Origin of the sequence: Micromonospora sp. NPDC051296 (assembly GCF_040682255.1) — a bacterium.
In the GTDB taxonomy this organism is placed as follows: domain Bacteria; phylum Actinomycetota; class Actinomycetes; order Mycobacteriales; family Micromonosporaceae; genus Micromonospora; species Micromonospora craterilacus.
Map to the genome: position 1 here is coordinate 1 of NZ_JBFBAO010000173.1, position 13,949 is coordinate 13,949.

12 protein-coding genes and 1 pseudogene are annotated in these 13,949 nt (G+C 71.5%); 7 read left to right on the plus strand and 6 right to left on the minus strand.

Annotated elements, in window-relative coordinates; translation table 11 throughout:
* Window positions 1-534: pseudogene (locus AB0M52_RS18935) on the plus strand (hypothetical protein); the annotation flags it as partial.
* Between the two features lie 110 nt (window positions 535-644).
* Window positions 645-1,097, plus strand: coding sequence for a YbhB/YbcL family Raf kinase inhibitor-like protein (locus AB0M52_RS18940; protein ID WP_363955070.1), 453 nt, complete (start codon window positions 645-647; stop codon window positions 1,095-1,097).
* 112 nt (window positions 1,098-1,209) lie between these two features.
* Here the strand turns inward: AB0M52_RS18940 and AB0M52_RS18945 are convergent, their stop codons facing one another.
* Window positions 1,210-1,908 carry a maleylpyruvate isomerase N-terminal domain-containing protein gene (locus tag AB0M52_RS18945; protein ID WP_363955073.1) on the minus strand — a complete coding sequence of 233 codons (699 nt, stop codon included), beginning with the start codon at window positions 1,906-1,908 and terminating at the stop codon, window positions 1,210-1,212.
* Between the two features lie 8 nt (window positions 1,909-1,916).
* A complete protein-coding gene (locus tag AB0M52_RS18950) occupies window positions 1,917-2,804 on the minus strand; it encodes a phosphatase PAP2 family protein (RefSeq protein ID WP_363955076.1) in 888 nt (295 codons plus the stop codon).
* Window positions 2,805-2,888: 84 nt separating this feature from the next.
* Here AB0M52_RS18950 and AB0M52_RS18955 point away from each other — a divergent pair, with 84 nt between their 5' ends.
* Window positions 2,889-3,575, plus strand: a complete 687-nt coding sequence (locus AB0M52_RS18955; protein ID WP_363955079.1) for a DUF3159 domain-containing protein — start codon at window positions 2,889-2,891, stop codon at window positions 3,573-3,575.
* A 54-nt stretch (window positions 3,576-3,629) separates the two neighbouring features.
* Here AB0M52_RS18955 and AB0M52_RS18960 read toward each other — a convergent pair whose 3' ends face one another.
* The 3 genes from AB0M52_RS18960 to AB0M52_RS18970 are packed head-to-tail and all read right to left on the minus strand — an operon-like array spanning window position 3,630 to window position 6,368.
* Complete coding sequence (locus AB0M52_RS18960; protein ID WP_363955081.1) at window positions 3,630-4,493, minus strand: GntR family transcriptional regulator; 864 nt, start codon at window positions 4,491-4,493, stop codon at window positions 3,630-3,632.
* Window positions 4,406-5,143 carry a GNAT family N-acetyltransferase gene (locus tag AB0M52_RS18965; RefSeq protein WP_363955084.1) on the minus strand — a complete coding sequence of 246 codons (738 nt, stop codon included), beginning with the start codon at window positions 5,141-5,143 and terminating at the stop codon, window positions 4,406-4,408. Before AB0M52_RS18965 ends, AB0M52_RS18960 begins: the two co-directional genes overlap by 88 nt.
* A 10-nt stretch (window positions 5,144-5,153) precedes the next feature.
* On the minus strand, window positions 5,154-6,368 hold the full coding sequence (locus AB0M52_RS18970) for a helix-turn-helix transcriptional regulator (protein ID WP_363955087.1): 1,215 nt from the start codon (window positions 6,366-6,368) through the stop codon (window positions 5,154-5,156).
* Window positions 6,369-6,630: 262 nt separating this feature from the next.
* On the opposite strand from AB0M52_RS18970, the gene AB0M52_RS18975 reads away from it, so the two are divergent.
* Together AB0M52_RS18975 and AB0M52_RS18980 are read left to right on the plus strand one after the other, a co-directional pair.
* Window positions 6,631-6,885: a DivIVA domain-containing protein gene (locus AB0M52_RS18975; RefSeq protein WP_363955090.1), complete on the plus strand. Its 255-nt coding sequence runs from the start codon at window positions 6,631-6,633 to the stop codon at window positions 6,883-6,885.
* Window positions 6,882-7,175 (plus strand): hypothetical protein, encoded by a 294-nt coding sequence (locus tag AB0M52_RS18980; RefSeq protein ID WP_363955093.1) that lies wholly within the window; start codon window positions 6,882-6,884, stop codon window positions 7,173-7,175. Before AB0M52_RS18975 ends, AB0M52_RS18980 begins: the two co-directional genes overlap by 4 nt.
* A 239-nt stretch (window positions 7,176-7,414) precedes the next feature.
* On the opposite strand, the gene AB0M52_RS18985 is transcribed toward AB0M52_RS18980, so the two are convergent.
* Window positions 7,415-10,315, minus strand: a complete 2,901-nt coding sequence (locus tag AB0M52_RS18985) for a glycoside hydrolase family 48 protein (RefSeq protein WP_363955096.1) — start codon at window positions 10,313-10,315, stop codon at window positions 7,415-7,417.
* 963 nt (window positions 10,316-11,278) lie between these two features.
* On the opposite strand from AB0M52_RS18985, the gene AB0M52_RS18990 reads away from it, so the two are divergent.
* Together AB0M52_RS18990 and AB0M52_RS18995 are read left to right on the plus strand one after the other, a co-directional pair.
* Entirely contained in the window at window positions 11,279-12,775 is a 1,497-nt protein-coding gene (locus tag AB0M52_RS18990; RefSeq protein WP_363955099.1) for a GH1 family beta-glucosidase, read from the plus strand.
* Between the two features lie 246 nt (window positions 12,776-13,021).
* The coding region (locus tag AB0M52_RS18995) for an MFS transporter (protein ID WP_363955102.1) at window positions 13,022-13,949 on the plus strand (928 nt) is incomplete at its 3' end.

Consider the following 13,949-nt stretch of genomic DNA (forward strand, 5'->3'; position numbering starts at 1 on the left):
GTGATGCTCAGCCCGCTGGTCCGCACCGGCCGGGCCTACTATCCGCCGCCGTCCGCCGACTCCGGCTACGGGGTGGCCACCGGGTGGCTGCTACGGGGCATGTTCGCGCTCGCGAACGTCGGCTCGACGACCGGCGATCACCCGGACGAGCCGTTCATCCGCTCGCTGCTGGAACAGGCGCCGTTCTACCGTTTCCAAACCATGTGCCCGATACCGGGCGTTCGGGTGGTTGCCTTCCTGCCGACGATCACCGGGGCGGAGTCCACACCCGGTCCGTTCACCAAGATCCCGGTGGTCGAGGTGCCCTCCCTCCACGTGGAGCTGCTCGCCCGGCCGAGGGTCGCGGAACAGGTGATCGACTTCCTCGCCGGAGAGAACATCAGCCACACCCGCCGCGAGTACGGCCTGATACAGCAGCTGGGGGCAGCCTGGCAGGCGCCCCTGCTGACGGTGGACGCGAACCCGGTGTGGCGACCCAAAGCCCCGCCCGGACCGTCATTCTCGGCGGTCCGGATCTGCGGGCCGGTCCGGTAGACGGCAATGGCCTGCACGACGGTGGTTGCCGGCGTGGGTAGCAACGACGCGCGGGGTTTTCGCCGCCCGTCCGGCGGGTAGCCGCGACCCGACCGGGGAAGGGAGCCGAGATGGCCGGGATCATGCTGCGAAGCAGTGCGTTCAACGACCACGACCAGTTGCCGGACCGCTTCGCGCGCGAGGGCGGCAACGTGTCGCCGCCGCTGGAGTGGGCGGGGGTACCCGATTCGACCAGCGAGCTGATCCTGCTCGTCGAGGATCCCGACGCGGGTCGGACCCCCTTCCTGCACTGGCTGGTCACCGGGATCATGCCGCAGTCCGGCGGGGTGTCCGAGGGGACGGTCCCCGACGGCGGCCGGGAGTGGCCCAACGGCTTCGGCGTGACCGGCTGGGGCGGCCCGCACCCGCCGCGTCACGAGGACCCGCACCGGTACTTCTTCCGGCTCTACGCCCTCGATCAGCCGTTGCAGCTGCCCGACGCGCCACAGGCGCCCGACGTGCATCAGGCGCTGGCCGATCGGGAAATCGCCAGCGGCACCATGATCGGCACCTACTACCGCTGAGCAGCGCGACGAAGGCGCGCAGCGCACGGCCACCGTCCGCGTCTCGGGTGGGAACCGGACCCGGCCGGGCGGTCGCCGGTCGGGGTGCCCGAACCCGACGCGCCAGGGACGGTCAGCCGCCGAAGGCGAGCAGGCGGATGCCGGCGGCGTCGAGCACGGTCTGCTCGGCGTGGCCGCGCGGAACCCGGCCGGTGGCCTTGCGGATCAGGGTCAGCTGGTCCCAGCCCAGCTCCTGCGGCACCGCGCGACCGCCGGTGAGCAGGTCGGCGATCACCTGACCGGCCGCCGGGGTCAGCCACGGCGACCGGTCCAGCGCCGCAGCCAGGTCCAGGCCGTGCACCCCGACCTCGACCACCCGGGTACGCAGGAACTCCGTCACCGTCATGGCGTCGCCGTGGCGGGTGCGTACCACCCGGTCCGGCGGGTGGGCGTCGACCGCGTCGAGGGTGGCCTGCCAGACCCGGTCGAAGTCCGCGCCTAGCTCGGGCCTGTCGGCAGGCCCGGCCGGGCCGCGACCGGCATCGCCCCGGGCGGCCTCGGCCTGGGCGGCGTTGATGCGGGCGGCATCGACCTCGGGGGTGAACTTGGCCGCGCCGAAGTAGCCGGCGGCGTCGACCTGTGCGTGGGCGGGCGCCGGGGCGGCCAGCATGCCGGCCAGCCGGCCGGCGCCGGTGCGTACGTGTGCCAGCAGCTCGGCCACGGTCCACGGCCGGCAGTCGGTGGGGCGGTCGAGCTCCGCCGGGTCGAGGGTGCGCAGCACCTCGCCCAGCCGCCGGCACTCGTCCCGGAAGGCGTCCCGCACCTCGTCCATGCCAGCGCTCAGCCCTGGTGGCGGGGAACGAGGCGGTGCACGGAGATGAGCACCAGCGCCATCACCACCCCCATCGACCCGGCGATGCCGGCGGCGCTGCCGGCGTACCCGACGAACAGCGGCTGGCGGGCCAGCTCCGCCGGTGGGGTCGCCCGCAGGCCGACCAGCCAGGACAACGCCAGCGCGCAGACCGCTATCGCGAGCAGACCACCCCCGCCGAGCAGCAACGCGGTGAGGCGGTGCGCGTCGGCCCGGGCCACCTCCGCCCGCTCGCGCTGGGTGACCAGCAGCAGCAGCCCGGCCAGCGCGGCCCACACGCCGACCACCAGGAACGCGGCCACCGCGTCGCTGGGCCGGTGCCAGCCCGCCGACAGGGTCGCCACCCCGGCGGTCGCGGCGTAACCCGCGCCGACCACGGCGCCGAAGGCGCGCACCTTGGGCGGCAGCACGAGCACCAGCGCCACCGCCACCGACGCGGCGACCGTGGTGTGGCCGCTGGGCAGGCTGTTGCCGACGTACACCCGCTCCGGGTCGATGCCGTAGTCGGGCCGGGTCAGGCCGTACTTGAGCAGTTGGGTCGTGACGTTGGCGCCGGCGATCAGCAGGGTGGCCGCGACGGCCAGGGCGACCCGGCCGCGGATCAGCGCGATGAACCCGATCGTGATGGTGACCGCCAGCAGCGACACCACGGACATGGCGTTGAGGATCTGATCGACCGGCTCCTCGATGTGATCGCGGCCGATCCGGTTGCCGGTGAGGGCCACCGTGTCGATCCACTGGCCGATCTCGGTGTGGAGGGCGAATCGCCAGACGGCGATGAAGGCCGCCGTCTGGACGAGGGCCAACACGACCAACCAGACCGCAGTCCCACCCCTCGGCGTCACGCGCACCCGCACAACTTAGCGGCCCACCCGTGCCGGCCGGCCGGTGGCCCGCCGGTGGTGTGGGGATAGGTTGGGACGCAGGTGAGGGAGGCGATGGTGACCGGTACGTCGGAGCGTGACCCCACGACGGTCGGGCGGCCGGAGTCGCTGGCCGACCTGCTCGGTGGGCGCCGGGGCGCAATCGACGCCAGCCTGCCGCCAGTCGCCTTCACGGTGGGCTGGCTGCTGGCCGGCCGGTCGGTCACCGCCGGGGTGGTGACGGCCCTGGCCACCGGCGCGGTGGTGGCCGGCTGGCGGCTGCGCCGGGGGGACCGCCCGCGTTCGGTGCTGGTCGGGCTGCTCGCCGTCTGCGTGGCCGCGCTGGTCGTGGTACGCACCGGACGCGCCGAGGACTTCTTCCTCGTGCAGTTGCTGGCCAACGCCGCAAGCGCCCTGGCCTGGACGGTCAGCATCGTGGTGCGCTGGCCGCTGCTCGGGGTGGTGGTCGGCACGGCGCTCGGGCAGCGCGGGCGGTGGCGTCGAGATCCGGCGCTGCTGCGGGCGTACGGCCGGGGCAGCTGGGTGTGGACGGCGACCTACGTCCTGCGGGTGGCGGTGTTCCTGCCGCTGTACCTCGGCGGGCAGGTGCTCGCGCTGACCGCGGCCCGGGTCGGGCTGACCTGGCCGCTGGTGGCGGCGGCGTTGGCGATCAGCTGGGCCGTGGTGCGCCGGTCGTTGCCGGCCGGTCATCCGGGGCTGCGCCACCCGGTGACACCGGACGGCGTACCGCCCGAACAGAGGTAGGGCGAGTAGATCCATTGGCACGACGGCTATGCCGTGGCCGCGATGCCCGCCAGCTCAGGTCAGGTCGATCCGATAGTCCAAGCTCACCCGATCGGCGGGAATTACGATCTCCGCGACCTCAACGACCTGGGCTTCCACGTACGTCTGTCGGGTGATGACGACTACCGGCACTCCGCCGGGCACTCGGAGCACGTCAACTTCGTCCGGCACGGGCATTCTCGCCCGGACCTGCTCACGCACGGCCGTGATCGTGTAGCCGAGACTATGAAGCTGGGAGGTGTTGCCGCCTGGCCAGGGTTCGTTGGCGGGGTCGGCAACGGGAGTCCCGGCAACCATCTCCAGCAGTAGGTACGAGGTGGACATCTGCTGAGGGATTCCGTGGGTACGGAACACGAACCGGCGTTCCAACAGCGTCGTTCCGGGATCAACTTCGAACAGCTCGGCCACCTCCGAGGTGGCTGGCGCTTCCCGGAACTCCTTGTCGAGGCTGTAGTCGGACCATCCGATCCGCTGGTCTGCGGTGAACGACGTCCCCAACTCACCGCTGCGAACCTGTTCGAGCTCAGCCCGGTACCGGTCAGACCCGAGGCGACGCACCGGCACCACGGGTCGGGCGTAGGTGCCGCGCCCCATTTCGGTGGCCACCAGGCCCTCGGCGCGTAGCAGCGCCAGGGCCTCTCGAACGGTTCCCCTGGCGACAGAGAACTCAGCCATCAGTGTGGGTTCGCTGGGCAGCAGCGCTCCGGGCGGAATCGCGCCGGCCATGATCCGGCGTCGCAGTTCGTCTGCGACCAGCCGATACCGGCGAGGCTGTGGCGGGGTAGGCACGGTCATCCCGGGCTGCGGCACCCGGTGACCCGGGACAACGTACCGCCGCCGGAGAGAGGTACCACGAGTAGGTCCATCGACGGCCCCCATGGCAGCACTGATCTGCCGACCTGACGCCAGCCGCTCCGTGCGTAGATCTTCCGGGCGGTCGAGCGGGGGTCGGAGGCGAGGGTGGCGTACGGCTCTGGCCGGTCGGCGAGCAGCCGGTGCATCAGCTCAGCGCCGATGCCTTGGCCCCGCCGGTCCGGGTGGACGATCCACTCCATGACCGCGAACTTCTCGACGTCGCGCAGCGCGGCAGGCGGCTCGCGATCGGCGCGCTGCCACCAGGTGCCGGACGGCATGGTCCATCCATAAGCCGCGCCCGCCAGCAAGCCGAGTTCGACGGCGGCAACCAGGGTGAAGCCCCTGCGTTCCGCCTCGCCGGGCAGGCCGTCACGGAACCTGGCAACCTGCTCCGGGCCCTCGTCATAGGGCGGCTCAGCGTAGACGATCTTGTATAGGTCGGCCACCGGGCCGAAGAAGCTGGTTGCCAGGTTGCCGGGGCTGGTGAGGTAGACGACCTCGCTTTCCGGGCCACCGATCATCTTCGAAACCCACTCGTGGCCGCACGCGCGACACTTGCATAAGGTGCCGTCCTGGCCGATGGTGCAGACCTCGCCCGCCTCGGCCCGCGCATGTTCACGGAGGTCGTGGGAGCCGCAGCGGGGGCAGCGGCGAGCCGGTTCCCGGATGGCCATGTATCGAAGCCTAGACTCGCACTCGCTCCATCAATTCGCCGTACATAGGCCGGGCCCGTTCGCGGTTTGGAACGGCGGCGGCAACCTTCCGGGCCAGCGTGCGCACCAGTTCGTTGTGCTGGTCGCGGGGCAGCCGGTCGAGCAGATCCGCCGCGAGGCGCAGCCCGTCGGGGATATGCCCTCCCTGGGTGAGGGCGGCGGCCCGATGCAACTGCACCTGCGTGCGCAGCCGCTGCTGCGACACCGGGTACAGCTTCAGCGCCCGCTCCTGCGCGGCGCTTGCGAAGTCGTAGAGACCAGCGTGGGTGTATACCCACGATTCAGTGTGCCGCAGCCGATGCTCCGGCCACCCCCACAGGGATTCGACATCTTCCGCTACCTCGACGGGAAGCGCCTCGACGTGGTCAGCCAACCGCCGGACCGTGTCCACCGCCTCCCCGTGCCGTCCGGCGAGTGACAAGGCTTGCGCCCGCCCGGCCAGCAGACCACACGTGGCCGCCGACGCCGGCTCGTCCAGCAACGAAACCTGCTCAGACAGTGCCACCAAGGCGGCTGGCGAGCGGCCGTCGTAGCAGCCGTTGACGACATCCCACGCTCGGGTGAGCACCCGCGTGTCCGCGTCGCCAGATTCGTCTGCTACCCGCTGCGCCGTACGCCACCAGCGGCGGGCGATCGCTGCCTGCCCGGAGCCGACGAGGCCCAGCGCGATGATGACCGACAGGTGCGCGGCGACGCGCAGCAGCATTGGGCGCCGGTTGCCGCGGTCGACGGCGAGCTGGTGCTGCAACACGGTCAGGTCCCGCCCGAGTTGGGCCATCAGTTGGTCGTGGGGCTGGAGGTAAAAGCCGCGCCCGTAGTCGGCGACGAGTACGGCCCACTCATCCCACTCGACGTCCACAGCCACGCCCAGCCCATGGCGCAGGGCCTCCCACCCGACCAGCCGGTCCGTTGCGGGAACGGCTGCAAGAGCGCCCATAGCTTGCAGGATCGAACGTCTCCGCATGTCGGTGTCGCCTGCCTGTCTGCTCGCGAATGCAGCCTCAAGTGCATTACCGGCCGCCAGCTCGCGGTCGTACGCGGCAACCACCTCAGCGGTCGGCGGGCGTTCACCCCGCTCGATCTGCCCAAGGTAGCCAAAGTCGTAGGCGATCTGCTCGGCGAACTTGCGCAGCGACCAGCCCGCGGCCTTGCGGTGCTGCCTGAGCATTACCCCGAAATCTTCCATAACGCTCCCAGCGTGTGGGCTTCCGCGTGGGCCCACGTGCTCACGGCTGCCGCAAACCCAACGTAATGGGCACGCTACACCTGCTGGCCGGTCTTGAAGGCCGGCGCGAATGGCCCGGTCTTCGTGTCCGGAAACCAGCACCATCCACTGGCAGCCCGGTGGCCGTACCGCCGATTGAGGCTGCGGTCGCCGGGCGGGGCGGCCCTGCCCGGAATCCCCCTCCGCCAGGGCCGCCCCTTCCAAGCGACGAAGGAGCCGACCGATGAACCGAGGCACCGTCTACGGCGGCGCACCACCCCGGCTACACCCGCGCCAGGTCCGCGACCGGCAATTCTCCACTGTGAGCTTCGGCCGGCGCGGCCTCGACCCGCAGGAGGTACGCCAGTTCCTGCACCGGGTCGCGCTCGAACTGGCCACCCTGCATCAGGACGTGAACCGGCTGAGCGAGGAGAACACCCGGATCAAGCGGGCGCTGCGCGACTGGCAGAGCAGCCAGGCACAGCGGCGGCTGTCGTGACCCGCCACGTCATCCATCTGCCGGTGACCGTGCCGGAGTTGGCCGGCGCGCTCCGGTTCGCGTACACATTGACCCGTTCGCTGGCCCTGATTCCGGGGATCGAACTGGCCGGGACGACCGTCTCCGCCGAGGACACTCAGCACGTACGCCACTGGGTCTTCTGCGACCGGATCATTCCGGACCGGAGCCGGTGCGCGCGCCGGGCCGACCACGACGGACCCTGCGGCCCCTATCAGACCGGCCAGACAATAAGGGAGAGGCCGCCACGGGGGGAGCGGCCTCTCCGGTGATGTACGTTACTCCGTCCCCGGCCGTGTTGTGATCCCGGGGCGGCTACTTTTTTTCGCGATCTGCGTGCCGTGCCCGTCGAGTCGGGCGCGGTGGGGTGGGCCGACCGCTCCGCTGCGTCGGCCAGAGGGCCGACCCACCCCGGCCTGACCGTGGGCGTCAGGCCGCCGGCCGGACCTGCCTGTACCCCCGAGGTCCGGCCAGCCTCCGGGTGGGTCAGGGCCCACCCGGAGGAGTTCGTTCAGCCGTTCGGGAACAGCTTTCCGTAGTCGGCGTACGCCATGGCGACGTCCGCCTGGGCCCAGAACCGGTGGTAGCGGAACTCCGGCTCCGGCCCACCGTCGAGGTACGCCTGGACCTTCGGCCACGCCGGGTCGTTCTTGTAGAACGACCGGATGTCGACGAAGCTCTTGCCCGGGGCGATGACGTCACCGTTGGGCATCCGGCCGGTCCAGCCCTGCGGGATGTAGAGGCCCTGCCCGGTGCTGGCGTCGTAGACGTCGTCGAAGCGCCGGTAGTCGCCCCGCTTCTCCACCGTCGACACACCCTGGGCGTCGCTGGTGCCGTGCAGCGCGTCCAGCAGCCCCTTGGCGGTGTTCTTCGCCGCCGTGTTGCCCGAGCGGGCCGCGTACGCGATGAGCGTGCGGGCGTAGGCGGCGGCGACCCCGACGTCCTGGCCCTTGACCGTCACCTCGACGTGCAGGTTGGTGTTCGGCTGCGGGTTGGTCGGGTTCCAGTTCGCGGGCTGCCCGCTCCAGCGCATGTCCGACGGGATGGACCAGTTGGCGCCCAGCGTGGTGTTGGCGATCGCCCACGGCACCCACTTGTCCAGCAGCGCCTTGGCCCGGGTGTTGCCGCTGACCAGGTACAGCTCGGCGATGCGCTGCATCGACCACGCCTGCATGCCGAACCACTGGTTCGACGGCGGGTCGTTGTAGACCGGGTCCTCGTCATAGAACATGCCGTAGAAGGTGGCCGTACCGGCCGGCGGCTGGCCGTAGTGCCCGCCCCAGCTGTTGGTCGCGCCACCGGCGATGCCGCCCTCGGCCGACTGCAACCAGGTGTAGAGCTCCAGCTGCCGGTTCAGGCTGTTGGTCCAGTCCGCTGCCGCCGTCGGCGACCGCGGCTTCAGCTCGTCGACGTTGGTCAACGCCCACGCCGCGAACGGGTTCTGGTAGCCGAAGTGGCTGTGGCTGGAGCCGATCCGCCACGACCAGTTCTGGCTCGCCTCGTACGCCCCGCCCCAGGCGTAGTACCAGGAGAGCAGGTAGTGGGCGGAGTCGCGGCCGCTACCCGCCGGGCAGGCGCTGGCCCCGACGCAGTTGCCGATCCGCTTGAAGTACTTGTCGAACAGCGCGTACCTCAGGTAGTCGCCCATCCTGGCGGCCTTGGCCACGGTGGCCGCCACATCGGCCGCCTTGTTCTGCTCCTTGGCCCAGGTCAGGGCCCAGTACGCGGCCTGCACGGCCCGGGCGTCTGCGTCCGGTGCGTTGGTGTACTTCCACTGCCGCGCCGGGGCGTTGGACTCCTTGATGAACAGGTCCAGGTAGCCGTACTGGCCGCCGTGGCGGAAGGTGTCGCAGGACGGCTGCGGCACGGTCTCCCACACCGACTCCTGGGTGCCCCGCTGGAAGGTGTTGATGTACGCCGGGCGGGTGGTGCCGTCGCCGCAGCGGCCGTAGCCGTAGACGTTGTCCACGTCCAGCAGCCAGTGCATGCCGTAGATCGAGCCGGTGCCGTAGGTGGACTGCAACTCGCTGCGCAGCGGGTCCTGGCCGACCGAGACGTTCGGCTCCAACTGCGACGGGTACTGGCTGGGCAGGTCGTGCTCGGCCGCGTACTGGGGGGTGCCGGGCGAGCCGGCGGTCGGTTGGTCGGCCGCAGACGGGATGATGTACCTCTCCATCACCGTCCAGGCGTTGTTGAACGGCGCCCAGTTCTGGGTCACCCGGCCGTAGTAGGCCTCCAGCCACAGCCAGAAGCTGAACGCCTCGGAGGTGGTCTCGTGGCCGTGGTCCGGCGCCTCGACGATGAGGGTCTCGATGGAGTGGTACGGCACGCCCTCGGGGCTGAAGTAGCCCGAGTTCTTGATCTTGCCGTACTGGGTGAGGAACCGCTGGACGTACTCGCCGTCGCCGCCCGGCACGTCGTTGTCGATCTCGGTAACGGTGACGGTGGCCGACGTGTGGCCCGACGCCGAGGCGGTGATGGTGGCGGTGCCGCCGACGGTGTCGGCGTCCTCCGCCGCACGGACGGTCACGGTGGCGCCGGTGCTCCAGTTGGTCGGGGTCAGCGTCAGCGTGGTCGGCGTGACGGTGATGTCGGGGTCGCCGGTGCGCGCCAGGGTCACCGCGACGTTGGAGGTGGGCGCCCGGTTGAGCTTCAGGTTGAACGTCGCGCTGCCGCCCTCGGGCACGCTCAACGCGGTCGGGGTGGCCACCAGCGCCGGCGAGGTGGCGGCGGTGACGGTGAACGCCCGCTCGGCGACCGCCGACAGACCGCTGTTGTCGTACGCCCTGGCCTGCACGGTGTAGTCACCGGCCGGCAGGCTCTCCAAGGTGTACGCGTACGGCGCGGTGGTGTCGGTGTTGACCAGCAGGCCGTTGCGGTAGAACTCGACCCGGGCGATCGTGCCGTCCGGGTCGCTCGCGGTGGCGGTCAGCGGCACGGTCGCCGGGGCCACGAACGGGCCGGCGGGGATCGACAGGCTCACCGTCGGCGGCTGCTGCGTCGTGCCGCCGCAGGTGACCCCGTTGACCGAGAACGACGTCGGTTTCGGGTTGCTGCCGGTGTAGGAGCCGTTGAAGCCGATGGTGGTGCTGGCCCCGGTGGCGAGGCTGGCGTTCCACGACTCATTGACGGCGGTGACCTGGTTGCCGCTCTGACTCCACCGGGCCGACCAGCCCTGGGTGACCTGCTGGTTGCCGGGGAAGGCGAACCGCAGCGTCCACCCGTTGATCGGGTCGCCCAGGTTCCGGATGGTGACGTTGGCGGTGAAGCCGTTGCTCCAGTCGTTCGTCGTGTAGACCACGTCGCAGGCCGGCGCGGCCTGTGCGGCGCCGGCGGGGACGGTCACCCCGGCGAGCGCCAGCGCCGCGGCGGCGAGCCACGCCAGGCGGCGACGTCTTGACAGATTTCTCATCTGCGCGGTGTCTCCTCGGACCAGGCCGGGGTCGGTGCCGCCCCGGCGGTGACGCCTCGCCGACGACAGGACCGCGAGGCGCCAGTGGATGGTGGTCGACCCGGCCCGGGGCCGGGAGCTGCGGGGCGCCGTTCGGGACGCTGCTGCACCCGCTGCTGGCAGGACGCCGTACCGGTCGTGCCGGGTGCCCTCGGCGACCCGCGCTCGCACGTACCTGGCTCCGCGCGGTCGATCGACAGTGTGCCATGGAAGCGCTCCCAGCACCAGAGACGGGACTTCCGGAAACACCGCGTTGTTTCGATCTCGTTTTGGGGCTTTCACAAAGTCGTGACGGGCGTTACAGTCGCAGCAACGTCGATGGGAGCGCTTCCATCGACAGAGTTCCAGGCGAAAGATCGCCCGGTGTTGTGCCCACGGCACCGGGGACAAGACCACAGGCCGACGGCGGGCCAGCCCGGACGCCGCCGTCAGCCGTCGCCCCACCAAAGTGGAGGGAGGTGGATCCTCAAGCCACTCGCGTGGCCCGGCTCCCGCGCGACACGCACGACTGGGACGCCAATCCGCACGTGCGTGTACCGCAACACGGTGGGGACGGGGGTTGCCCTCCCCCGTCCCCACACTAAACCCCCGTTCACGATGGGAAAAGAGGCCGACGGGTCAGACGCGCATCACCCGCGCGCACCGCACGGCAGTCGACCCGCCCGCCGACCGCCAACCGCGACGCCCCGCCGACCGCCCGGGCGCGCGCCGCCGGTCCGCCCGTGGAACTCGGTGCACCCGGTCCCGCCGCACCCGACGCCCGACCGGCCAGCGCCCACCCTTCCCAGTTTCTGCCACCCCCCGCCATTCCGGCTGCCCGCCGTCTGCGACGATCGGGCCCCGGCGGGCACCGCCTACCCTCTACCCTTGATTGGGAGCGCTCCCGGGCTCAGGCGGTCAACCCCCCATCCACGAGGAGAACCCATGTCGATGCTCACCAGGCGGCACCTGCTCCGCCGCGCGGCGCTCTCGGCCACCGCCGCCACCCCGGCCGGTGCCGCCCTCGGCGCCACCGCCGCCACCACCGTGGCCGGCGCCGCCCTCAGCGGCTGCCAGCCCGGCGACCCCACCGACCGCACGGCCACCGCCACCAGCCCGGCCAGCCGACTGCCCTTCCCGCCGGACTTCGGCTGGGGCGCGGCCACCTCCGCGTACCAGATCGAGGGCGCCGCCAAGGAGGACGGCCGCGGCGAATCGGTCTGGGACACCTTCAGCCGCGCACCGGGGCGCACCCGCAACGGCGACACCGGCGACGTCGCCGCCGACCACTACCACCGCTATGCCGAAGACCTCGATCTGATGCGCGACCTGGGGCTGCGCAGCTACCGGTTCTCCATCTCCTGGCCGCGCATCCAGCCCGACGGCACCGGCGCCGCCAACCAACGCGGCCTCGACTTCTACCGTCGCCTCGTCGACGGCCTGCACGAGCGCGGCATCGCCCCGATGGCCACCCTGTTCCACTGGGACCTGCCCCAGACCCTGCAGGACGCCGGTGGCTGGGAGTCCCGCGACGTCGCCAACCGCTTCGCCGACTACGCCGACATCGTCTTCGCCGCCCTCGGCGACCGGGTGCCGGTCTGGTTGACCATCAACGAACCCAAGACCGTGGTGCAGAACGGCTACCTCACCGGCCACCACGCCCCCGGCCGGCAGGACCCGGACGCCGCGTACCTGGTCGCCCACCACCTGCAACTCGCCCACGGCCTCGCTGTACAGGCGCTGCGCGCGAGCGGCGGCACCGGTCGCATCGGCCCGGCCTTCAACCTGCACCCGTGCTACCCCGCCGACGACTCCGCCGACGCCGCCGAGGCCACCCGGCTGTACGACGGCTACGAGAACCGCCTCTACCTCGACTCGGCACTCAACGGCAGCTACCCCGACGACGTGCTGGCCGACCTCGGGCCGAACAGCCGGATGGTCCGCGGCATCCGCGACGGTGACCTCAAAATCATCTCCGCCCCGATCGACCTGCTGGCCGTGCAGTACTACACCCCGATCTACGTCACCGCCTCCGGCGGCACCGTCCGCCGCTGGCCCACCTCGGAGGCCAGCTGGCAGCAGATCTACCCGGACGGGATGTACGACATCCTGACCCGCGTCACCCGCGACTACGGACCGATCCCGCTCACCATCACCGAGAACGGCCTGCCCACCCCCGACGTGCTCGCCGCCGACGGCACGATCGAGGACACCGGTCGGGTCACCTTCCTGCGCGACCACCTCGCCGCCGCCCACCGCGCCATCACCGACGGGGTGCCGCTGGAGAGCTTCCACGTCTGGTCCCTGCTCGACAACTTCGAGTGGGCCGAAGGCTACGACCAGCGCTGGGGCCTGATCTACATCGACTATCCCACCCAGCGGCGGGTGCTCAAGCGCAGCGCCCACTGGTACCGCCAGGTCATCGCCGACAACGCCGTCTGAGGTGCAAGGAAGGGCACCTTATTAACGCCTGGGGTAGATGAAGGGCCCCCTTTTAACACCCGCCGCCCGGCGAGCGCGGCCCGGCTGGTCGCCCATACCGCGCTCGCCGGCGGACCAACTGGCCGCCGGCGGGCAAGCCACCACTGCCGGTCGTCACCTGCCGTCGGGGATGACCGACAGACGGCGGTCACGGCGCTGATCAGGGCATTACCCGGTGCGGCGGCCCTGTCCTCTAGATTCGTCCGCATGGATCACTCCACCGCACCGCTCGGACGGCCGTTCTGGACCTTCTGGAGCGCGGCGGCAGTGGCCAACCTCGGTGACGGCATCCGGGTGGCCGCGTTCCCGTTGCTGGCCGCCGCGCTCACCGACGACCCGCTGGCCGTGGCCGCCGTCGCCGCCGCCCAGTTTCTGCCCTGGCTCGTCTCCGGCCTGCTCGCCGGCGCCCTCGCCGACCGCCGCGGCGCGCGCACGCTGCTCGCCGCCGCCGACGCCGGGCGGGTCGTCGTGCTGGCCACCCTCGCCACTGCGGTCGCCCTGGGCTGGGCCACCATCGCCCTCGTCGTCACGGCCGCGTTCCTGCTCGGCGTCGGCGAGACCATCCGCGACACCGCCGCTCAGACCGCCGTACCCCGGCTCGTCCCCGACGCCCAACTGGAGAAGGCCAACGGACGGCTCGTCGCCGGTGAGATCGTCGGCAACGAGTTCGTCGGCCCACCCGTGGGCGCCCTGCTGTTCGTCGTCGGTGCCGCCATCCCGTTCGCCGTCAACGGCGCCACCCTCGCCCTGGCCGTGATGCTCGTACTCTCGCTGCCGCTGAGCCTGGCCCACCGCGCCACCCGGCAGACCACCGACACGCCCGGCCCGACCGGCGGCGACGGGCTCCTGGCCGGCCTACGCTGGCTCGCCCGCCAGCCCATGCTGCGCACGCTGGTGCTCGTCGGCGCGGCGGTCGCCGCCGCCGACAGCGCCTGGTTCGCGATCTTCGTGCTCTACGCCCGCGACGCCCTCGGCCTCGGCGCCATCGGCTTCGGCCTGCTGCTGGCCACCGGCGCGGCCGGCGGCCTGATCGGCTCGTTCACCGCCGACCGGCTGATCGCCCGGTTCCGCCACCGGCCCGTGCTCACCTGGTCGATGGCGGTCACCGCAGGCGTACCGATCCTGCTGGCCGTGG